This is a genomic window from Asticcacaulis aquaticus, assembly GCF_028550415.1.
GTDB lineage: Bacteria > Pseudomonadota > Alphaproteobacteria > Caulobacterales > Caulobacteraceae > Asticcacaulis > Asticcacaulis aquaticus.
Window position 1 is genome coordinate 380,955 of sequence record NZ_JAQQKX010000001.1, and the last position, 20,663, is coordinate 401,617.

Below are 20,663 nucleotides of genomic sequence, written 5' to 3' on the forward strand. Positions count from 1 at the left end.
CGCCCCGCAGGTCCGCCTGCGGGGTTTTTTATGAGCTTATCGTGTCGCCGAATTGCCACTATTTCCTATCTAAATAGTTTTATATTAATGAACGCAAGGACTTCATTCGTTTTAATTGCAATAAGCAATTATAATTCAAGTAAATGATTTTACTCAACTAAATGTCATTTCAATTTTTCAAGCCACGGCCATGATTAGATTTTCTAACGCGCAATAGCAAAACATTTGCCTTCGCGCGCCCCTTTAAAACGCTCTAAGCGAGGGCGAGATATGGCCCAGTTTCAGCCATAAACGTTTTCCTTGGAGCCTTCCAAATGTCCAGAACTTCCCTTTTCGTCGCCGCTCTGACGGCCTCCACCGCCCTCACCTTTGTCCCCGCATACGCACAGGACAGCGCCGGTGATGAGGTCACCGAAGTCGTCGTCACCGGGTCGCGCGCCCAGCCGCGCTCGCGTCTCGATACGCTCGCCCCCGTCGATGTCATCCGCAAGGACGCCCTCGATGCGCAGGGTTCGACCGAACTGGCGCAAGCCCTGTCGCGCGTCGCCCCGTCCCTGACCTTCCCGCGCCCGTCCGCCGTCGACGGCACCGACTCGATCCGTCCGGCAAGCTTGCGCGGCCTGTCGCCGGATCAGACGCTGGTGCTGGTCAATGGCAAGCGTCGCCACACCTCGGCCAATGTCAACACCAACGGCTCGACCGGCCGCGGTTCGTCGGCGGTCGATCTGAACGCCATCCCGACCGCTAGCCTGAGCAATGTCGAAATCCTGCGCGACGGCGCTTCGGCCCAGTACGGTTCGGACGCCATCGCCGGGGTCGTGAACCTGAAACTGCGCGAAGCCCGTTCCGGCGGCGGCCTGACGGCCACCTACGGGCAGTATAATACCGAAGTCGATGCCGCCCGTTCGTCGCGTAAGGAAAATGATGGCCGCACCTATAATCTCGGCGGCTGGGTCGGTCTGCCGCTCGGCACCGACGGTTTCCTGACCGTGTCGGGCGAATACCGTAACCGCGAAGCGACCAACCGCGCCGATACCGATCCGCGCGTCACGCCGAACCGCGTCACCAGCCGTTACGGCGATCCGGAGCAGGAAAGCCTTGCCCTGTTCGCCAATGCGGGCAAGCCGCTGGCCAATGGCTGGGAAGTCTATGGTTTCGCCGGGTTCCAGACGCTGGAGTCCGAAAGCGCCGCCTTCTTCCGCGACCCAGCCAATTCGGGCAATGTGGCCTCCGTCTATCCGAACGGCTTCCTGCCGCTGATCAATATCAAGTCGAAGGACTATTCGACGACGATCGGCACGCGCGGCGAATGGGGCGAATGGACCTCGGACTACTCCCTGACCTGGGGCCGCAATGAACTGGAGTTCAATGTTCTGAACTCGATCAACGCCTCGATCGGCGCGACCTCGAAGACCAACTTCTATGCGGGCGACGTCACCTATGACCAACTGGTCTTCAATGGCGACATCAGCCGCCAGTACGACATCGGCCTGCACGGCCCGCTGACGCTGGCGCTCGGCCTCGAAGCCCGCCACGAGACCTATCAGATCGAAGCGGGCGAGCTTCAATCCTACGTCTTCGGCGGCATCTCCGGCAAAACCGCCGGTGCGCAGGGCTTCCCCGGCTTCCAGCCGTCGAACGCCATCGACGTCAACCGCGACAATATCGGCGCCTATATCGAACTTGAAGCCGACGTCACCGAGCGCCTGACGCTCAACGGTGCGGCGCGCGTCGAAAACTATTCGGACTTCGGCGACAATCTGTCCGGCAAGGTGTCGGGCCGTTATCGTTTGACCGACTCGCTGGCGTTCCGCGCCTCGGTGTCGTCGGGCTTCCGCGCCCCGTCGCTGGCGCAGCAGTATTTCACCTCGACGGCTTCCGTCGTCAGCGGTGGCAATATCGTCGAAACCGGCACCTTCCCGGCCTCGTCCGCCGTGGCAAAGGCTCTGGGGGCTCCGGCGCTCGAAGCCGAGGAATCGACCAACTATGCGGCGGGCTTCGTCTTCCGCAAGGGACCGTTCGACCTGACGCTCGACGCGTATAAAATCAACATTGATAATCGCATCGTCCTGACGGAAAACCTGTCCGGCACGACGGAGATCACGACCCTGCTCCAGCCCTATGGCGTCACGGCGGCACGCTTCTTCACCAATGGCGTCGATACGGAAACGACCGGCATCGATCTGGTTGCCAACTACCGTCTGCCGACGGATAGCTATGGCCGCTTCAACTTCAATGTCGCCTGGAATTCGGGCAATACCGAGATCACCCGCCTGCCCGGCGCCAATACGGTATCGAGCCTGAAGAATCCGCCGGTGCTGTTCGCGCGTGTCCGTCAGTACATCATCACCAACTCGACGCCTGAGAACAAGGGTTCGGCGACGGTGGACTGGACCGGCGGCAAGTGGTCGGCCAATGCCCGCGCCACCTATTACGGCGATGTAATCGATGCGGCCTCGACCTATGTCACCGACATCCACACCGGCGAAAAGACGCTGGTGGACCTGTCGGCCAGCTACAAGCTGACCCCTAAGACCTCGGTAAGCCTGGGGGCGGATAACGTCTTCGACGTCTATCCAGACCAGACTCTGGCCTCGCTGCAAGGCTCGCAAGGGGCGCTGTCCTTTACGCGCTTCTCGCCGTTCGGCTTCAACGGCCGCTTCGTCTATGCGCGCCTGACGCATAACTGGTAAGCCGGACCGCGCCAAAATCGAAAGCCCCGCAGGACCACCTGCGGGGCTTTTTTGCGTCCATGATGCCGTCTTGCCGAACCTCGTTTTTCGTGATGATATCTCATGAAATCATATGGGTATCGTTATGCGTAAACTTCTCATCGCCGTGTCCCTGATCGGGGCCCACCTGCTTCTGGCGTCCTGCGGGGGTGGCGGCGGCGGCGGAACGACCAGCACACCCTCTACGGGCGGCGGCACCACGGTCACCGGCTGGGTGTCGGGCGTGTTTCAGGCCGCCAGCAGCTTCAAGAGCAAGTGCGAAACCGTGCGCACCGGTGTCGATATCGAAGGCAACCGCTTCACCGATACGGCGGGCACCGCCACCGACGAAAAGAACTGGCTGCGGTCGTGGACCCGCGAAACCTATCTGTGGAACACCGAGGTCGCCGACACCGACCCGGCGCTGGGCGGTACGCGCACGGCCTATTTCGCGACACTGCGGACCACGGCCAAAACCTCATCGGGCAAGGACAAGGACAATTTCCATTTCAGCCAGTCGACCGAGGAATACCTCAAGGCGCGCAACTCGACCGCCAGCGCCAGCTACGGCCTGAAACTGGTCGCCTATTCGACGACCGTGCCGCGCGATTACCGCATCGTCTATACCGAGCCGGGCTCGCCCTCGGCCGGCATCGTGCCGCGCGGGGCCCGCATCATGAAGGTCAACGACGTCAGTCTGGTCAGCGACGGCACTCAGGCCGGGGTCAATGTGCTGAACGCGGGTCTGTTTCCGGCCAGCGCCGGGACGGTGACGAAATTCGAGTTCCTGCTGGTCGACGGCACCACGAAAACGGTCAACCTGACCTCGGCCAATGTCAGCCCCAAGGCGGTCAACACGACCTCGGTCATTACCCGCGGCAGCAGCAAGGTCGGCTACATCCTGTTCAACACCTTCAGCCCCTATGCCAGCGAGACCGAGATCGTCACGGCGATGCGCGACATGCAGACCGCGGGCGTCAGCGACCTGGTCCTCGATCTGCGCTATAATGGCGGCGGGCTCCTCGCCGTTGCGTCGGAACTGAGCTACATGATCGCAGGCAATACACGCACCACGGGTCGCACCTTCGAGAAGCTGCAATTCAACGCCGCCGCCGGGACCCGCAACCCGGTCACGGGTGAGGCCAACAACCCCGTGCCGTTCTACACGACCGCGCTGGGGTTCAGCCTGACCGCCGGGACGACCCTGCCGACGCTCAACCTCAGCCGCGTCTATATCCTTGCGACCGACAGCACGTGCAGCGCCTCAGAGGCCGTCATCAACGGGCTGCGCGGTGTCGGCGTCGAGGTCGTCCTCATCGGCAGCAAGACCTGCGGTAAGCCCTACGGCTTCTATCCGCAGGACAATTGCGGCGAGACCTTCTACACCATCCAGTTTCAGGGCGTGAACGATGTCGGCTTCGGTGACTATGCCGACGGCTTCGTGCCGCTCAATACGACCGAGACGACCGGCGTCAAGTTGCCCGGCTGTCAGGCCGCCGACGATCTGAGCCGCGACCTCGGCAATTCCAGCGAACGCCTGCTGAGCACGGCCCTGTCCTATCGCGACACCCTGTCGTGTCCGGTCGTGGCGACGTCGGAAATCCAGAAAGTCACCCTGGCCGTGCAGTCGTCCAGCGCGTCCGCCACCGGGGCGTCGGGTATCGAGCTGGCGCCGCTCAACCACATCATGGACGTCAATCGCGACATGACCCTGCCGGGGCGAATGTGATGCGCGGTTTATGGATCCTTGCCGCCTGTCTTCTGTCAGGTTGTCAGACGGCCGCCGCCGTGCCCGCCCGTATAGACCTGAGCGATCCGGCAACCCAGATCAGCGTCACGACGGCTCTGGCCAAGGCGGTCGGACGCGCCCGCATCGAACTCGGTCCCGTCGATCCGGACGGTCGTGTGATCACCGTCCTGCCGCCCCCGCCGGGGCCGTTGGAAACCCATGCGACGGCCGTGCCAATCCGCTTCGATATCGTCCGCGAAGGCGGCACCTGCTACGCCGTGCGTCAGGATACCAAAACGCGGGTCAGCCTCCCGAAGGTGACCTGTACGGCCAATTAATCCCCGCTATCCACAGGCTGTGAATCGGAGTTAAGTGGACAGTCGTGCATAAGGCCAAACGCGGCGCGACACGGCCTTCCGCGTTCTCTATGACTATCGCCATGCTTGACACCCCTCTCCCCCAGACCGACGCCCCCTCGGCCCTGCCGCACAATCTCGAAGCCGAACAGGCGCTGCTCGGCTGCCTGATGTTCGACAACGGCGCCTATGAGCGCATGTATGACGGCCTGACCGCGCGCCATTTCTATGAGCCGTTCCATCAGAAGCTGTTCGGCACGATCGAAGAACAGATCCGTATCGGGCATCTGGCGGAGCCCATTGTTCTGCTGGACAAATTCAAACACGATCAGGCGTTTAACGACCTCGGCGGCATCCGCTATCTGGCCGATCTGGTCGACCGCGCGCCCCCGGCGGCCAATGCCTCAGACTATGCCCGCGTCATCTACGATCTGGCGCTGCGCCGCGATCTGATCCGTCTGGGCGGCGAGATTGCCCGTTCGGCGACGCAGGAAGGCAATGGCCGCGACCAGATCGAGCGCGCCGAAGCCCAGCTTTACGAGATGGCCGAAAAGGGCACCTCCTCGACCGGCTTCAAGACCTTTTCCGAGGCCGTGACCGGCGCGATCAGCCACGCCGAAGAAGCTTTCCACAGGGACGGCGGCCTGTCGGGCCTTGCCACGCGACTGGACGACCTCGACCGGCAAATCGGCGGTCTGCACAAGTCCGACCTGATTATCCTTGCCGGACGCCCCTCGATGGGTAAGACCGCGCTGGCGACCAACATCGCCATGAACGTAGCGAAAAAGTACCGCTTCGAAATTCAGCCCGACGGCTCGCGCAAGACCGCCGACGGCGGCGTCGTCGCCTTCTACTCGCTCGAAATGTCTGCCGATCAGCTGGCCACGCGTCTGCTGGCCGATGCCTCGGGCGTCTCGTCCGACCGGCTGCGTAAGGGTGAAATCGACGCCGTGGAGTTCGGACGGCTGAAAGACGCGGCGATGGAGATCGCGTCCTACCCGCTCTATATCGACGACACCGGCGGCCTGAGCCTCGCCAAGCTGACCGCCCGCGCCCGCCGCCTCAAACGCACCGCCGGGCTCGACTGTATCGTGGTCGACTACCTTCAGCTGGTGACGCTGGGCGATTCCAACATGAACCGCGTGCAGGAGGTTTCGACCATCACCATGGGCCTGAAATCGCTGGCCAAGGAGCTTCAGGTGCCGGTCATCGCCCTGTCGCAGCTCTCGCGTCAGGTCGAGTCGCGCGACGACAAGCGCCCGCAGCTGTCCGACCTGCGCGAATCCGGCTCGATCGAGCAGGACGCCGATATCGTGATGTTCGTGTATCGCGAAAGCTACTATCTCGGCCGCGCCGAGCCCAAGGAAGGCACGCCCGAACACCTGCAATGGCAGGAAGATATGGACAAGCTGCGCGGTACCGCCGAGGTCATTATCGGCAAGCAGCGTCACGGTCCTATCGGCACGGTCCGCCTGTCGTTCGACGAAAACGTCACCCGCTTCGGCAACCTCGCCCATTCGGACCGTTACTCAAGCTACAGCAATGAATAAAAAAAGGCGGCTCAAACGAGCCGCCTTTCCTTTGATGAATGGCCCAAATGCCTATTCTTCTTTTTCCAGCTTCACGACCAGCGGATTAGGCACCAGATCGAGCATCGCCCCGTTGGAGCCGTCGACCGCCGCACCGATGATGCCGCCGACCAGCACATTGCCCGCCATGGCCGCACCGCCGCCGCCCGAGACCTTGTTGGTCACATTGCCGGTCCAGGTCTTGTAGCCCGCCTTGGTGATGGTGACCTGAAATTCCGACTTGCGCGGCATCTTGAACGAACACGGCGTGGCGTCGCAGGTGAAGCCGTTGGTGGTGACCACCTTGGCGCCGATCGGGTCGGTTTCCACGACGAACACGTCGTTGGTGCCGCGCGTGATCGTTGCGCACGAGACGAGCGGAAGGGCCAGCGCGGCAAGTGCCGCGGCCTTGAGTACGATTTTCATGATTTCCCCCCAAAGGAAATGTCACAGGCGAACAGCCGCCGCGCATAAACAACATTGATTTCAGTCGTTTGTCAAAGCCAATTCTTTCAGCCCGGCAACACAGAACCCGTAAAGCAGAGAAAGGCTTGCCTTTTGACGAGACGCGATTTAACCCCGCCGCATGTCCGACCTCTCGACCGCCACGCTGGAAATCGACCTTGCCGCCCTGCTGCACAATTTCCGTGTGCTCAAGGGCATTGCCGGACGCGCCGAGGTCGCCCCGGTGGTCAAGGCCGACGCCTATGGTCTCGGCATGGCCGACATCGCGCCGTTTCTGCACAGTCACGGCGCGCGCACCTTCTTTGTGGCGCGACTGGACGAAGGGATCAGCCTGCGCCGCGTGCTCCGTGACGCGCCCGCCGATATCTATGTCTTCGACGGTTTGCGTAAAGGCCAGAATGCGCTGTTCGCCGCGCACGATCTGCGGCCCGTCCTCAACAGCCTCGACGACTATGCGCGCTGGATCAACGGCCCGTCCGACGTTGTGGCGGCGGTGCAGTTCGATACCGGCATGAATCGTCTGGGCCTGAGACCCGATGAGGTTTCCCAAATAAAATCAAAACCCAATACGCACAGGCTCAGCCTGATCATGAGCCATCTGGCCTGCGGCGATCAGCCCGATCACCCGATGAACGCCGATCAGTTGCGGTTGTTTCGCCATCATGCCGACGGCTTCATCGGCACCCCGAAAAGTCTGGCCAACAGCGCCGGGACTTTCATGGGGCGCGACTATCATTTCGACCTCGTGCGCCCCGGAATCAGCCTGTACGGCGGCGGCCCGTTCGGTGAGCCCCATCCCGACCTCAGGCCCGTGGCTCACCTGTCGGCGCGGCTGCTTCAGGTCCGCGACCTCAGGGCGGGCGAAAGCGTCGGCTACGGCGCGCACTTCGTCGCCCCCCGCGACATGACCATCGCCACGATCGGACTAGGCTATGCCGATGGGTTTTTACGCGCGCTTGGCGGGCGGGGGCACGTCGTCGTCAAGGGGCGACGCTGCCCTATCCTTGGGCGCATCTCGATGGACGTGACCAGCATCGACGTCACCGGGCTGGCCGTTCAGGCAGGGGATACCGCCTCGGTTTTCGGCGATACGCCCACGCTCGACGAACAGGCGACGGCCGCTCAGACCATATCCTATGAACTTCTGTCGCGGTTGGGATCGCGGTTCGAACGGACCTACAGACGAATTTAGTTCCCATTTTGTTCTGGATTTTGTGCCCAGAACCGGATATCAAAAACGCGATCTGAATATCGAGAGCGCGAATCGCATGTCCAAAGCCCAAGCCGTCTTCGTCTGTCAGTCCTGCGGCATGACCCACACCAAATGGGCGGGTCAATGTTCAGGCTGCCTGACGTGGAACACGCTGGTGCAGGAGACCTTTTCGACGCCACCGGGCGGGTTGAAGCCCGAAACCTCGAAGATTTCGCGCCTGACCAAGTTGAACTTCGAGACGCTGGACACGCAGGACGAAGCGCCTGCCCGCATGGTCACCGGGATCGAGGAGTTCGACCGTGTCTGCGGCGGCGGCGTGGTGCCGGGCTCGGCCATCCTGCTGGCCGGCGATCCCGGTGTCGGCAAATCTACCCTCTTGCTGCAAGTAACGGCGCGAGCGGCGATGAACGGGCTGCGCGTCGCCTATATTTCCGGCGAAGAGGCCGTCGAGCAGATCCGTGGCCGCGCCCTGCGCATGGGGGTCACCAAGGCCCCGGTCGATCTCGCGGCGGAAACGAGCTTACGTACGATCCTCGATGCCTTGAAACGCGATAAATACGACCTCGTCGTCGTCGATTCGATCCAGACCTTATGGTCCGACGCCATCGACGCCGCGCAAGGCTCGGTGTCTCAGGTCCGGGCCTGCGCCGGGGAACTGGTGCGACTGGCCAAGAAAACGCGCACGGCGATGATTCTGGTCGGTCACGTCACCAAGGAAGGTCAGATCGCCGGGCCGCGCGTCGTCGAACACATGGTCGATGCAGTCCTCTCTTTCGAAGGCGAGCGCGGCTATCCGTTCCGTATCCTGCGCGGCTCGAAAAACCGCTTCGGGGCAACGGACGAAATCGGCGTGTTTGAAATGGGCGATGGCGGCCTGCGCGAAGTGCCGAACCCCTCGGCCCTGTTTTTGGGGGACAATGATGAGCGCTCATCCGGATCGGCGGTATTTGCCGGGATCGAGGGCTCGCGCCCCGTGCTGGTCGAAATTCAGGCGCTGGTCGCACCGTCGGCGCTCGGCACCCCGCGCCGCGCCGTGGTCGGTTGGGATTCCGGGCGGCTGGCCATGATTCTGGCGGTGCTGGAATCGCGTTGCGGGCTGGGCTTCGGCGGCAAGGACGTCTATCTCAATGTCGCGGGCGGACTGAAAATCAATGAACCCGCGGCGGACCTTGCCGCCGCCATGGCGCTGGTCTCGGCGCTCCTCGATCAGCCTCTGCCCAAAGCCTCTGTTATCTTTGGCGAAATCAGCCTGTCGGGCGAGGTGCGCGGCGTGTCGCGCATGGAAGCCAGAATGAAGGAGGCGCTCAAGCTCGGCTTTTCCAACGCCATTGCCCCATCGACCGCTTTGGAAAACGCCCCGTTTGAGGTAAAAGCCTATTCGCACTTGGTTAACGCCATGGGGGCGTTCGACATGAACGGGTGAAGCGGCCTATCGTTTTTTTATACGAAAGGCCACAATGGTTAATGAACGCCGTAACGGCGGTACGTCAATCAGCCGCGCACGGGGACACACATGCAGGCCTACGACCTTATTTTTCTGGCGATCTTCCTGTTTTCCTGCCTTTCGGGTTTTACACGCGGCGCGACCCGCGAAATCGTCGGCACAGCATCCTTCATTCTGGCGGTTCTGATCGCCATCTGGCTGGCACCGTGGCTGCAAACCACCTTCAATCTCGATGACCTCCTGACCATCGCCGTGGTCGTCTGCGTCTTCATCGGTGCCTATTTCGGTATTCGGGCGCTGGGCAACAACCTGTCCGAGAAGGTCAACAAGCAGCAGATGATGGGCTATGCCGACCGGACGCTGGGCGTCGCCTTCGGGGTTTTGCGGGCGCTGGCCATCCTTGGTTTTATTCACCTGCTCTTCTCGGTTATCCTGCCGAAAAGCAAACCGGACTGGTTCACTCAGGCCAAGGTCTATCCACTCAGCGTGCAATGCGCCAAAGCCATAGTTTCGGTCGCCCCGTCGTGGGCGCGCTACGCCGACAATGTGGCCCCCAAGACCTAGAACCCATTAGCCGGACCAAAAAGGAAAGCTTAGGGCTTTCCTTTTTCCTTATACCGACTATATGAGGCGCGAACCTGCTCTGCTCCTGCGTTTTGCGTCCGGCCGTGAGGCCGAAAGGTATTCTCCATGCTGAATTCGCCCACGGAATTGTCGGAAAACTTCGTTTCGCGCGATCCCGACGACGACACCCTGCGTCTGGAATGCGGGGTCTTCGGCATCTATGGCATGGATGACGCCGCCGCCGTCACCGTTCTGGGGCTGCACGCCCTCCAGCATCGCGGTCAGGAAGCCTGCGGCATCGCCTCGTGCGACGGCCGCCGCTTCTACACCGAACGCTCGCACGGCCTGGTCAGCGATGTCTTCACCGGTTCCGACCTGATAAAGCGCCTGCCCGGGCATTCGGCCATCGGCCACACGCGCTACGCCACCGCCGGCGGCTCGCATCTGCGCAACGTGCAGCCGATGTTCGCCGACCTCGATACCGGCGGCATCGCCATCGCCCACAACGGCAACCTGACCAATTTCATGTACCTTCGCACCAAGCTGGTCGCCGAAGGCGCCATCTTCCAGTCGACCTCCGATTCGGAGGTCATTTTGCATCTGATCGCCCGTTCGCGCGGAATGAAGATCATGGATCGCTTCGTCGATGCCCTGCGCGACATCGAAGGCGGCTTCGCTCTGGTGGCGCAGACCCGTAAAGCGCTCATCGGCGCGCGCGACCCGCTCGGCATCCGTCCGCTGGTCATCGGCAAGCTGGGCGATGCCTATGTGCTGGCGTCTGAAACCTGCGCGCTCGACATGATCGGCGCGGTGTTTGTGCGCGACGTCGAACACGGCGAAGTCGTTCAGATCGACGAGGACGGCCTCAAATCGATCAAGCCGTTCGAGCGCAAGGCCGCCCGCCCCTGCCTGTTCGAATACGTCTATTTTTCGCGCCCGGATTCGGTGGTCAACGGCAAGTCGATCTACGAAGTGCGCAAGGCCATGGGCCGTCAGCTGGCGCTGGAACACCCCGCCGACGCCGACATCGTCGTACCCGTCCCCGATTCCGGCGTCCCCGCCTCGCTCGGTTTTTCCGAACAATCGGGCCTGCCGTTCGAGCTGGGCATCATCCGCAACCACTATGTCGGCCGCACCTTTATCCAGCCGACCCAGAACATTCGCGACCTCGGTGTGCGTAAGAAGCACTCGCCCAATCGCGTCGTGCTGGAAGGCAAGCGCGTCATCCTGATCGACGATTCAATCGTGCGCGGCACCACCTCGGTCAAGATCGTGCGCATGGTCCGCGCCGCCGGGGCCAAGGAGGTCCATCTGCGCTCGGCCTCGCCGCCGATCCTGTGGCCCGACTATTACGGCATCGACATGCCGGACCGCGCCAAGCTGCTGGCCGCCCAGCATTCGATCGAAGAGATGCGTCAGATGCTGGAATGCGACAGTCTGGGCTTCCTGTCGGTCGATGGCCTGTACAAGGCCATGGGCCACGACGGCCGCAACAACGATCAGCCGCAATATACCGACCACTACTTCACCGGCGATTACCCGACGCGCCTGACCGACAAGGAAATGGCCGCCGAGGCTGAGAGCGCCGGGCAGCAACTGTCCCTGCTGGCGCAATAGCTGATGAGCGAGCCGCTTCTCACGGGCCGCATCGCCCTCGTCACCGGCGCGTCGCGCGGTATCGGTCGCGCCTCGGCGCTCGGTCTGGCCCGTGCCGGGGCGCACGTCATCGCCTGTGCCCGGACGCAGGGCGCGCTCGAAGAACTGGACGACCAGATTTTCGCCGAGACGGGCCGTCACGCCACGCTCATGCCGTTCGACCTCGCCGACGGCGCGGCGCTGGAACGCATCGGTCAGGCGGTGTTCGACCGTTTTCAGAAGCTCGACATCTTCGTCCACGCCGCCGCCACGCTTGGGTCGCTGACGCCGGTGTCGCATTACGAGCCCAAGGATTTCAACCGCGTCATCACGCTGAACCTCAACGCGACCTATCGCCTGATCCGTCAGCTTGAACCCCTGCTGAAATTCTCCGACGCCGCCCGTGCCATCTTCATTTCGTCGGGCGTGGCCAATCATCCGCGCGCCTTCTGGGGGGCCTATGCCGCCTCGAAGGCCGGGATGGAAGCGCTGGTCAAGACCTGGGCCGACGAGATGGAAGTCACCCCCATCCGCACCGCGCTGGTCAATCCCGGCGCCATGCGCACCCGGATGCGTTATGAGGCCTTCCCCGGCGAAGATCCGGAGACCCTGCCCCTCCCCGAAGAGATCATTCCGCTGATCGTCGATCTGGCCCGCGCCGACAAGGTACCACCGCTCGACGTCATCGACCGCCGGGCGTGGAGCGCCGCGCAGAACGCATAGTTTTTGCTGGATATCGAGGGTTTTGAGTTCACTTTCGCGCTCGAAACGTTCTATCTAGCGGCATGACTCAGACGCCCGTTTTCCCCAAAAGCCATAGTGCCGCCCTGCTCGATGAGCTGGGCCAATATGTCATCGCCGAGCCTTATCCCTTCGTCGTCGATCTGGAAAATTCCAGCGGCATGGAGCTGGCGACGGTAGATGGCGACCGGATCACCGACTGGTGTGGGCTCTACGGATCGCGCCTGATCGGCTACAACCACCCGCGCCTGTATGAGCCCGACTATATGCGCCGGCTGGTGACCGCGGCTAATACCAAGATGGCCAATCCGGACTTCCTGACGCGCGACTGTCTTGAGTACTACCGCCTGTTGCACGCACTTCGCCCCAAATGTATGCGCGGCGAACGCGTCGAGGTGTACGCTGTGAACTCCGGCGCCGAAGCCGTTGAGAATATGATGAAATATCTCATCAATCTCCACAGCCGCCGCATGCAGGCCGCGGGCAAACCCGTCGCTAATCCGCGCTTCATCTATTTCGAGCAGGCCTTCCACGGTCGCACGGTCTTCGCACTCAACATCACACGCCTGTCGAACGACCCGATCGCCACGCGCGACTATCAGGGCCTGATACAGGGCAATCTTCAGGTGCCCTTCCCCGAATATGACAGCCGCCGCCGTGAGGCCGACAACCAGCGCGAAGTCGACAAATGTCTGGCGACGCTCGACTATCTGATGTCGACCTATCGCGACGAAATCGCCGGTGTGATCCTTGAGCCGTTGCAGGGTGCGGGCGGCCATCGGCTGGCCCTGCCGCGCTTCTATCAGGAACTGTCGCGGCTGTGCCACCATCACGGCGTCGCGTGGGGGCTGGACGAGGTGCAGACCTCCGGCGGTCAGACCGGCGAGGTCTTTTCCATCGACCTGTTCGATGTGCCACACCCGCCGCAGGCCGTCGCCACCGCCAAGAAATTCGGTAACGGCGTCGTCTATATGCTGCATTCGATGGACGATATCGGAGTGCTCGATTCGACCTGGGGCGGGTCGCTGGCCGACATGGTCCGCTTCTGCGAAGAATGGAAAATCGTCGAGGACGAAGACTTGTTGAGCAAGGTCGAAGCCAAGGGCAACCGCCTGTTCGGCGGGTTGAATGCACTGGTTGAAAAGTTCCCGGACAAGATCGGCAATGTGCGGGGTCTGGGGCTCTATCTTGGGTTCAGCCTGCTCTATGCGGCCAATAAAAGCCGCCTGATCGACATGGCGCTGGAAGAGGAAAACCTGCTTCTGCTGGGGGCGGGCACAGATTCGATCCGCTTCCGTCCACCGCTCGACGTCAGCGAAGCCGATATCGATGAACTTCTGCGCAAGCTGGCGCGTTTACTGGGAAAGCTCTGATGCAACGTCGTTTTCAGATGGTGGATGTGTTCCATAGCGGTAATTTTACCGGCAATCCGGTCGCCGTCGTGCTGGACTCACAAGGCCTGACGACCGAGGACATGCAGTGCATCACGCGGTGGTTCAACCTGTCGGAAACGACCTTCCTGCTGCCACCGGAGACGCCCGAAGCCGATTACCGCGTCCGTATCTTCACGCTGGATCGCGAATTGCCCTTCGCTGGGCACCCGACGCTCGGCTCGGCGCACGCGTGGAAACTGGCGACCGGCTCGGACAAAACCGATATCGTGCAGCAATGCGCCGTCGGTCTGGTACCCGTGGCGTTCGACGGTGATCGTCCGGCCTTTGCCGCCCCGCCTTTGCTAAAATCCGGCCCGGTCGATGAGGCGAAAATCGCCGAAATCGTATCGGTTCTGCGCATCGCCCGTGAGGACATCATCAAGATCGAATGGGCCGATAACGGCCCCGGCTGGGTGCTGGTGCAACTCGCGTCGGCCGACGCCGTTCTGGCCGTCGATGCCGTGAAATACTGGGACAACCGCATCGAAATCGGTCTTGTCGGGGCCCATCCCGTAGGCCATGAGACCGCCTTTGAAGTGCGCGCCCTGTTCAGCGACGCGTTCGGCGGGATTATGGAAGACCCGGTGACAGGCTCGCTCAACGCCGCCGTCGCGCAATGCCTGTTGGCCGACGGTCGCGCCACCGCGCCTTACGTCGCCGGGCAGGGCACGAAGCTGGGTCGCGCCGGTCGGGTTTACGTCACGCAAGCCGATGGTGACATTTGGATCGGCGGCGAAACCCGGACTCTGTTCAGCGGCACGGGCGAATTTTAACAACCTCCCCGGCGCATCGGGGAGGTTGTTGCCTATCGCTTGCCCTTGCCCGCCGGTTTGGCGCGGCCACCGGGACCTGCGGCACCGGGCTTGGTCGACGGCACGGCCTTGCTGCGCGTGGTGCGCGCCTTGACGGTGACCTTGGGCGCGGTGGGTGTCCCCTTGGGCTTCTGCTTGACGCGGTTGGGGTGCGCGGGCTTCTCACCCGGCTTGACCTTGGGCTTGGACCGCACGCGCGGCGGGCCGGAGGTGTCCTTGCCGCCCGCATTTTCGTCAAACGGATTGATCCCGGCATTGGCCTTGACCGTCAGGCGGATCGGTACGCCCGGCATGTCAAAAGATTCACGCAAGCTATTGATCATATAGCGTTGATAGTGCGCGGGCATGGCATAGGCGCGGCTGGCGAACAGCACAAACGTCGGCGGACGCCCCTTGGTCTGGGCCATGTATTTCGGCTTGATGCGCTTGCCGTCGACGGCGGGCGGCGGGTGTCTCTGGATGGCCAGTTTCAGCCAGTCATTGAGGTCGCGCGTCTTCACCTTGGCCGACCAGTTGCGGTAGGCCTTGAGGATCGCCGGCATCAACCGGTCCAGCCCCCGCCCGTTCAGCGCCGACAGGGCGACGAACGGCGCGCCGCGCAATTGCGGCAACATGCGCTCGGCGACCTCGGACAGTTCCGACAGGCGCGATTGCGGCTCATCGGTCGTATCCCACTTCGAGATGACGTAGATCAGGGCGCGACCTTCGCGTTCGACCAGATCGGCGATTTGCAGATCCTGCGTTTCGAAGGCGTTTTCCTGATCCATGACCAGCACCACCACCTCGGCGAAGGTGATGGCGCGGATGGTGTCGGCGGTCGACAGCTTCTCCAGCTTTTCCTGAACGCGCGCCTTGCGCCGCAGACCGGCGGTATCCACCAGACGGATCTTGCGGCCTTCATATTCCCAGTCGACCGAGATCGAGTCACGGGTAATACCGGCTTCCGGCCCGGTCAGCAGGCGGTCTTCGCCCAGCAGACGGTTGATCAGGGTCGATTTACCGGCGTTCGGGCGACCGATGATCGCAATACGGATCGGCTTGGTGTCCTCGTCCTCATCTTCTTCCTCGTCGACGATATAGTCGCCTTCGAACAGTTGACGGTACTTTTCCAGCGCTTCGTAAAGGTCGGAAATGCCCTCGCCATGTTCCGCCGACAGGTGCAGCGGCGCGCCGAAACCCAGCACGTGGGCTTCTTCGGCCCCGGCAAAACCGGCATGGCCCTCAGCCTTGTTGGCAATCAGCAGGACCGGCTTTTCCTTATGGCGCAGGATATCGGCGAAGATGCGGTCCAGCGGCACGACGCCTTCGCGGGCATCGACAACGAACAGGGCGACATCGGCTTCTTCGATGGCCTTTTCGGTCTGGATACGCATCCGCGATTCCAGCGAGGTGTCGGCGACGTCTTCGAAACCGGCGGTGTCGATCAGGTCGAGATCGATGTCGCCGATATTGCCCGTGGCGTAGCGGCGGTCGCGCGTGACGCCCGGCTGGTCATCGACGATGGCCAGTTTCTTGCCCGCCAGGCGGTTGAACAGGGTGGATTTGCCGACGTTCGGACGTCCGACAATGGCTATTTTCAAGGTCATGAACGGGTGTGTACAGGAGAAAGGGGATAAAAAAAAGAAAAGATGCAGGGGACCTTGTCCCCTGCACCCCAAAACTTCAGAGCGGCAGCACGACTTACTGAATGGCGACCAGACGACCTTTGTCAGTCACCACGAACAGTTGGTCGCCCACCACGATCGGCGCGACATAGGCCGGATCGCCCAGCTTGAGGCTTTCCTTGCGCTCGCCGGTCTTCGGATCGAAGGCCACCATGTCGCCTTCGGAATTGACCATGATCAGGCGGCCCGAGGCCAGAACCGGACCGGTCCAGGTCGGCAGCTTGGCGGGTTTCTTGCCCTCGCCCATGGCGAAGAAGCTGGAGGTGGTCTTCTTGCGACCCTTGTTCAGGTCGGCGATCCAATAGACCTGACCCGACGTGGCGTTGGCGGCCATCAGTTCGCTTTGCACCGTCGAAAGATAGATGACGTCGCCCGCGACCCACGGCGCATTGGTCGAATCGGCCGGGACGCTCCAGCGGCGCTGACCCGACTTGGCATCCATCGCGGCGAAGACGCCCGAATGGCTGGCGGCGAAAACCATGTTGTTGGCAATCAGCGGACGACCCGAAATGTCGCGGATTTCCGACAGGGCGTTGGTGCGCGTCGATTGCGCCAGCACCTGAGTCCATACCGGCTGCCCCGAGGCGGCATCGAGCCCGATCAGCTCGCCGGACGAAAACGGCGCAATGATCAGGTTTTCATACGGCACCGGCGCGGCGGTACGCAGGATACGCGCGGGTTCGACGATCGCCTGATAGGTCCAGCCGGGCGCGCCGTCGGCCTGATTGAGGGCGATCATCTGATTGTCGACATCGCTGAACACGACGAACTTGCCGCTGACGGTCGGCGCAGCGCGCAACGGCGTTTCCACCGTCTTTGTCCACTGCACTTCGCCCGTGGCGGCGTCCAGCGCGGCCACCAGACGGAAACCCGACGTCACGAACAGCTTACCGCCCGACAGGGCCATGCCGCCGCCAAACGCGTCCTTGTCGCGGCGAATGCCGGGATTGAGGTTGCGGGTCCAGGCCTCGGCCCCCGTATTGACGTCGAAGGCGCGGATGCGGGCTTCGCCGTCAAGGGTGTAGATCAGCTTGCCGTCCGATACTGGCGTGGCCATGACCTGAGTCGTGGTGGACGAGCCCGTACCGATCGATTTCGACCAGGCGACCTTGAACTGAGCGGCGGCGGCGGCGTGTTCGACGGCCTGCGCCGGGCCGGTGGCCAGCGGCCAATCGGCAACGGGTTGCGCCGACGGGATATAGAAGTCCTGCCCCTTGAGACGTTCGGACGGCGTCAGCTTCTGTTCGAAGGCGACGATGGAGATACGCTCGCCCTGGGCGGCGCTTTCCACCGGTTCGTCCTTCTTGAGCGGATTGAGCTTCTGAACCGTCGAACAGCCCGCAAACCCCGCCGCCATGACCAGCGCCAGAGCGGTGGCGGCGATCCGGCGGCCCATTGTCGTAGTGTGTGTCACGGTCATCGTCTCTTCAAAATCTCAATGTGCGAAGTAGGGTTTATTGCGCCGGCATCTGCGGTTGCAAACCGGCCGGCAGTTGCGGCGCGGCCTTGACTTCCGGCAGCTTGAGCGACTCGACCGCGGCCTTGGCGCCACCCGAATCGATCAGGGCCACCGCCATCTGGGCGCGCTGCTTGAGGCCGTCGGAAGCGTCGAGCGACAGGCCGAGCGCCTGAAGATCGCCGCGCGCGCCTTGCAGGTCGCCTTTCTGGATCTTGGCCATGGCCAGGGCTTCCTTGGCCAGCGGCGCGAACGGACGACCGTCCTTGATCAGCGGCGTCAGGCGCTTTTCGACATCGGCATAGGGGGCCTTGTCCATGATCAGATAGACGGCCTTGAGCGCGGCGACGTCAGAGATCAGGGGCGCCGACGACGCCTTGGCGGCTTCGTCGAACAGTTTCAGCGCCTCGTCGGGCTTGTTTTCCTCGATGGCGATGGCGCCGAGGTTCGACAGGGCCATGGCCTTATAGGCCGGAGCACCGGCCTCGACGACCTTCTGGAATTCGGCCTTAGCCTTGGTCAGATCGCCCTTGCCCGCCACTTCGGCGGCGGCGACGTAAAGTTCCGACGCCTTGTGCACCTTGGCGTCCTGCCACGAGGTATAGCCCCAGAAGCCGAGCGCCAGAATCAGCGCGCCGCCGAGAATACCACCGACCCACGGGGCGCTTTTTTTGGCGATAGCTTTCAGATCTTCGTTGCGAAGACCTTCTTCGGCTTCTTCAAAAATGTCGCTCAACTTAATTCCCTTACCTTATGGGACCCGCCAGACGGTGATCGTGCCGGGCCTCAAACCTCATCAGTGCGGGGGACGCGCCGGTGTCTGCGGCGGCCCCTCAAATATTGCGCGAACCTAGCCGCAAGCGGCGGGATGCGCAATCGTCATTCGGCACCATTCGGTTAATCCCCATAGTCGCCGCTATTTACTTAGCAAAATATGTCTCTTGTGGGGCGGGAAAGTCGCGCGACCTGACATCTTTGGCATAGGCTTCGGCCGCGTCCGAGATCGTTTCGCGCAGGCCCGCATAACGGCGGACGAACTTCGGCGACCAGTCGAATTGCCCTAGCATGTCATCGACCACCAGAATCTGTCCGTCGCAGGCCGCCGACGCACCGATGCCTATGGTGGGCGCCTTCACCGCCGCGGTGATTTCCCCCGCCAGATCCGCCGCCACGCCTTCGACGACGATGGCAAAGGCCCCGGCGGCGTCCGAATCGCGGGCCTCCTGCAACACCTTGTCGCGCTCGGCCTGGGTGCGGCCCTTGGCCTTGAAGCCGCCGTCGACATTGACCGCCTGAGGGCGCAGACCGACGTGGCCCATGACGGGAATACCGCGCTGGGTCAGGTAACCGATGGTTTCGTGCACGGTCGGGCCGCTCTCCAGCTTGACCGCCTGCGCTCCGGTTTCCTTAAGGATACGCACGGCATTGGCGAAGGCCTGCTCCGGTCCGGCCTCGTAGGAACCGAACGGCATATCGACCACGACAAAGGCCTTTTTCGCGCCGCGCATGACGGCCTGACCGTGCAGGATCATCATCTCCATCGTGACGCCGATGGTGCTGGGCAGGCCGTGGACGACCATGCCGACGCTGTCGCCGACCAGCAGGATGTCGCAGGCCGCATCGAGAATATCCGCCATGGGGGCGGAATAGGCGGTCAGGCAGACCAGCGGGGTTTGCCCCTTGCGGGCATAGATTTCCGGCGCGGTCAGGCGCTTGACGGTCTGGGTATGGCTGCTCACGCAAAACCCCTTTTTCAAGTCGCGCATCTGCATCCGAAAAACCGGTACCCACTTTTCGGGATGCGCTTGTTCTAAAGGGCGTCCTCGCGTGCATTCACGAGGTAGAGCCCGACGATGGCCATACATAGCGAAAAACTGACCCAAAAAAAGAGGGGCGATTGCATGAGCGTCAAATATTCGGTGGAGCGGCTGAGGCCATTGGCCAGCGAATGGGCGGCGCTCTCCAGCAGGTCGCGCCCGACGCCCAACCCGGCCTCGAAACCGCTATCGGTGCGGGTGGCGACCGCGCGCACCTCGGCTTCCGCCGCCGGCGTCCAGCCGGGCAGCCGCACGAACTGCATCAGGGCATAGAGCCCGCCGATGATGCCGGACAGGGCGATCAGGCCCTGACGCAGCCAGGTCTTGGTGTTTAGACTGCGCATGACCCTGTCGTGAAACACGGCCTCGTCGGCGAACCTTTGGGGCGCGTTGAACAGGGCATGAAAATCGTCGTCTTTCATGGCGTTACGACTCCCTTAGATAGCGGCCCGGTCGTTACCGACCGCACCGAGGCTTGATTTGAGGCTGGCCAGGGCCCGCTTGATATGGCTCTTGACCGTGCCGAGCGGAAGGCCCGTCTCGGTGGCGACCTCCTGATGGCTGAGACCACCGGAAAAATTCAGCGTCACGCATAACCGCTCGGTGGGTTTTAATTGTGACAAGGCCCCGTCCAGATCGTAGGTCCGGCCTTCCGACGCGCGGTGTTCGTGGATATCCGGCGCGGGTTCAAAGGCCTGCATGTCATCGACGAACAGATATTTCTGCGTTTTCCTGAGCTTGCGCAGATAGCGGCGCGAGGCGATCATCTTGAGCCAGTTTACGAACGGTCCGTCGGCGCGGTACTCGCTCAGGCGCTCGAAGGCCGCCACGAAGGCCTCCTGCGCCATATCGTCGGCGTCCGGCCCCTGCGCCCCCATCCGCCGTAAGTGCGTCCGCAGGCTTGATCCGTGCCGCCGCGCCAGTTCCCCGAACGCTGCCGACGCGCCCAGCAGCGCCTGAGCGATCAGGTCGTGATCGGACAGATGTTTGAGGCTGGAAGAGGACAGGATGTCGGACATACTCAGGCTTCGAAGTCGTGGCAGCAGGCAGGGCGG

18 protein-coding genes are annotated in these 20,663 nt (G+C 62.5%); 11 read left to right on the forward strand and 7 right to left on the reverse strand.

The window, feature by feature from the left end:
- The first annotated feature begins 314 nt into the window (after positions 1 to 314).
- From PQU92_RS01885 to PQU92_RS01900, 4 genes are all read left to right on the forward strand, one after another.
- Positions 315 to 2,693, forward strand: coding sequence for a TonB-dependent receptor plug domain-containing protein (locus tag PQU92_RS01885; protein WP_272746515.1), 2,379 nt, complete (start codon positions 315 to 317; stop codon positions 2,691 to 2,693).
- Positions 2,694 to 2,817: 124 nt separating this feature from the next.
- Positions 2,818 to 4,440: a S41 family peptidase gene (locus tag PQU92_RS01890; protein WP_272746516.1), complete on the forward strand. Its 1,623-nt coding sequence runs from the start codon at positions 2,818 to 2,820 to the stop codon at positions 4,438 to 4,440.
- Positions 4,440 to 4,778 (forward strand): hypothetical protein, encoded by a 339-nt coding sequence (locus PQU92_RS01895; RefSeq protein WP_272746517.1) that lies wholly within the window; start codon positions 4,440 to 4,442, stop codon positions 4,776 to 4,778. The genes PQU92_RS01890 and PQU92_RS01895 overlap by 1 nt, the downstream gene beginning before the upstream one ends.
- A 101-nt stretch (positions 4,779 to 4,879) precedes the next feature.
- Entirely contained in the window at positions 4,880 to 6,346 is a 1,467-nt protein-coding gene (locus PQU92_RS01900; RefSeq protein WP_272746518.1) for a replicative DNA helicase, read from the forward strand.
- A gap of 51 nt (positions 6,347 to 6,397) precedes the next feature.
- Here PQU92_RS01900 and PQU92_RS01905 read toward each other — a convergent pair whose 3' ends face one another.
- Complete coding sequence (locus PQU92_RS01905) at positions 6,398 to 6,790, reverse strand: PEGA domain-containing protein (RefSeq protein WP_272746519.1); 393 nt, start codon at positions 6,788 to 6,790, stop codon at positions 6,398 to 6,400.
- A 160-nt stretch (positions 6,791 to 6,950) separates the two neighbouring features.
- On the opposite strand from PQU92_RS01905, the gene alr reads away from it, so the two are divergent.
- From alr to PQU92_RS01940, 7 genes are all read left to right on the forward strand, one after another.
- A complete protein-coding gene (gene alr, locus PQU92_RS01910; RefSeq protein ID WP_272746520.1) occupies positions 6,951 to 8,021 on the forward strand; it encodes an alanine racemase in 1,071 nt (356 codons plus the stop codon).
- 76 nt (positions 8,022 to 8,097) lie between these two features.
- Complete coding sequence (gene radA, locus PQU92_RS01915; RefSeq protein ID WP_272746521.1) at positions 8,098 to 9,465, forward strand: DNA repair protein RadA; 1,368 nt, start codon at positions 8,098 to 8,100, stop codon at positions 9,463 to 9,465.
- 90 nt (positions 9,466 to 9,555) lie between these two features.
- Positions 9,556 to 10,050, forward strand: a complete 495-nt coding sequence (locus PQU92_RS01920) for a CvpA family protein (RefSeq protein ID WP_023461007.1) — start codon at positions 9,556 to 9,558, stop codon at positions 10,048 to 10,050.
- A 126-nt stretch (positions 10,051 to 10,176) separates the two neighbouring features.
- Positions 10,177 to 11,667, forward strand: coding sequence for an amidophosphoribosyltransferase (gene purF, locus PQU92_RS01925; protein WP_272746522.1), 1,491 nt, complete (start codon positions 10,177 to 10,179; stop codon positions 11,665 to 11,667).
- A 3-nt stretch (positions 11,668 to 11,670) separates the two neighbouring features.
- Positions 11,671 to 12,408 carry an SDR family NAD(P)-dependent oxidoreductase gene (locus tag PQU92_RS01930; protein WP_272746523.1) on the forward strand — a complete coding sequence of 246 codons (738 nt, stop codon included), beginning with the start codon at positions 11,671 to 11,673 and terminating at the stop codon, positions 12,406 to 12,408.
- A gap of 62 nt (positions 12,409 to 12,470) precedes the next feature.
- The gene (locus tag PQU92_RS01935) at positions 12,471 to 13,799 is read left to right on the forward strand and encodes an aminotransferase class III-fold pyridoxal phosphate-dependent enzyme (protein ID WP_272746524.1); all 1,329 of its coding nucleotides are present in this window, start codon (positions 12,471 to 12,473) and stop codon (positions 13,797 to 13,799) included.
- Positions 13,799 to 14,632: a PhzF family phenazine biosynthesis protein gene (locus PQU92_RS01940; protein WP_272746525.1), complete on the forward strand. Its 834-nt coding sequence runs from the start codon at positions 13,799 to 13,801 to the stop codon at positions 14,630 to 14,632. Before PQU92_RS01935 ends, PQU92_RS01940 begins: the two co-directional genes overlap by 1 nt.
- A gap of 32 nt (positions 14,633 to 14,664) precedes the next feature.
- Here PQU92_RS01940 and der read toward each other — a convergent pair whose 3' ends face one another.
- The 6 genes from der to PQU92_RS01970 all read right to left on the reverse strand — a co-directional run bounded on the left by der (position 14,665) and on the right by PQU92_RS01970 (position 20,627).
- Positions 14,665 to 16,257: a ribosome biogenesis GTPase Der gene (gene der / locus PQU92_RS01945; protein ID WP_272746526.1), complete on the reverse strand. Its 1,593-nt coding sequence runs from the start codon at positions 16,255 to 16,257 to the stop codon at positions 14,665 to 14,667.
- A gap of 94 nt (positions 16,258 to 16,351) precedes the next feature.
- Entirely contained in the window at positions 16,352 to 17,749 is a 1,398-nt protein-coding gene (locus tag PQU92_RS01950; RefSeq protein WP_272746527.1) for a PQQ-like beta-propeller repeat protein, read from the reverse strand.
- Between the two features lie 40 nt (positions 17,750 to 17,789).
- Positions 17,790 to 18,527, reverse strand: coding sequence for a tetratricopeptide repeat protein (locus PQU92_RS01955; RefSeq protein WP_272746528.1), 738 nt, complete (start codon positions 18,525 to 18,527; stop codon positions 17,790 to 17,792).
- A gap of 184 nt (positions 18,528 to 18,711) precedes the next feature.
- Positions 18,712 to 19,557 carry a 3-methyl-2-oxobutanoate hydroxymethyltransferase gene (gene panB, locus PQU92_RS01960; protein ID WP_303657251.1) on the reverse strand — a complete coding sequence of 282 codons (846 nt, stop codon included), beginning with the start codon at positions 19,555 to 19,557 and terminating at the stop codon, positions 18,712 to 18,714.
- A 44-nt stretch (positions 19,558 to 19,601) separates the two neighbouring features.
- Positions 19,602 to 20,030, reverse strand: a complete 429-nt coding sequence (locus PQU92_RS01965) for a hypothetical protein (RefSeq protein ID WP_272746530.1) — start codon at positions 20,028 to 20,030, stop codon at positions 19,602 to 19,604.
- Positions 20,031 to 20,045: 15 nt separating this feature from the next.
- Entirely contained in the window at positions 20,046 to 20,627 is a 582-nt protein-coding gene (locus tag PQU92_RS01970; protein WP_272746531.1) for an RNA polymerase sigma factor, read from the reverse strand.
- Positions 20,628 to 20,663 lie beyond the last annotated feature (36 nt).

What these genes read in the sequence shown, in the direction of transcription:
- PQU92_RS01885 (WP_272746515.1), top strand. Translation starts at nt 315, where the DNA reads ATGTCCAGAACTTCCCTTTTCGTCGCCGCTCTGACGGCCTCCACCGCC.
- PQU92_RS01890 (WP_272746516.1), top strand. Translation starts at nt 2,818, where the DNA reads ATGCGTAAACTTCTCATCGCCGTGTCCCTGATCGGGGCCCACCTGCTT.
- PQU92_RS01895 (WP_272746517.1), top strand. Translation starts at nt 4,440, where the DNA reads ATGCGCGGTTTATGGATCCTTGCCGCCTGTCTTCTGTCAGGTTGTCAG.
- PQU92_RS01900 (WP_272746518.1), top strand. Translation starts at nt 4,880, where the DNA reads ATGCTTGACACCCCTCTCCCCCAGACCGACGCCCCCTCGGCCCTGCCG.
- PQU92_RS01905 (WP_272746519.1), bottom strand. Translation starts at nt 6,790, where the DNA reads ATGAAAATCGTACTCAAGGCCGCGGCACTTGCCGCGCTGGCCCTTCCG.
- alr (WP_272746520.1), top strand. Translation starts at nt 6,951, where the DNA reads ATGTCCGACCTCTCGACCGCCACGCTGGAAATCGACCTTGCCGCCCTG.
- radA (WP_272746521.1), top strand. Translation starts at nt 8,098, where the DNA reads ATGTCCAAAGCCCAAGCCGTCTTCGTCTGTCAGTCCTGCGGCATGACC.
- PQU92_RS01920 (WP_023461007.1), top strand. Translation starts at nt 9,556, where the DNA reads ATGCAGGCCTACGACCTTATTTTTCTGGCGATCTTCCTGTTTTCCTGC.
- purF (WP_272746522.1), top strand. Translation starts at nt 10,177, where the DNA reads ATGCTGAATTCGCCCACGGAATTGTCGGAAAACTTCGTTTCGCGCGAT.
- PQU92_RS01930 (WP_272746523.1), top strand. Translation starts at nt 11,671, where the DNA reads ATGAGCGAGCCGCTTCTCACGGGCCGCATCGCCCTCGTCACCGGCGCG.
- PQU92_RS01935 (WP_272746524.1), top strand. Translation starts at nt 12,471, where the DNA reads ATGACTCAGACGCCCGTTTTCCCCAAAAGCCATAGTGCCGCCCTGCTC.
- PQU92_RS01940 (WP_272746525.1), top strand. Translation starts at nt 13,799, where the DNA reads ATGCAACGTCGTTTTCAGATGGTGGATGTGTTCCATAGCGGTAATTTT.
- der (WP_272746526.1), bottom strand. Translation starts at nt 16,257, where the DNA reads ATGACCTTGAAAATAGCCATTGTCGGACGTCCGAACGTCGGCAAATCC.
- panB (WP_303657251.1), bottom strand. Translation starts at nt 19,557, where the DNA reads ATGCGCGACTTGAAAAAGGGGTTTTGCGTGAGCAGCCATACCCAGACC.
- PQU92_RS01965 (WP_272746530.1), bottom strand. Translation starts at nt 20,030, where the DNA reads ATGAAAGACGACGATTTTCATGCCCTGTTCAACGCGCCCCAAAGGTTC.
- PQU92_RS01970 (WP_272746531.1), bottom strand. Translation starts at nt 20,627, where the DNA reads ATGTCCGACATCCTGTCCTCTTCCAGCCTCAAACATCTGTCCGATCAC.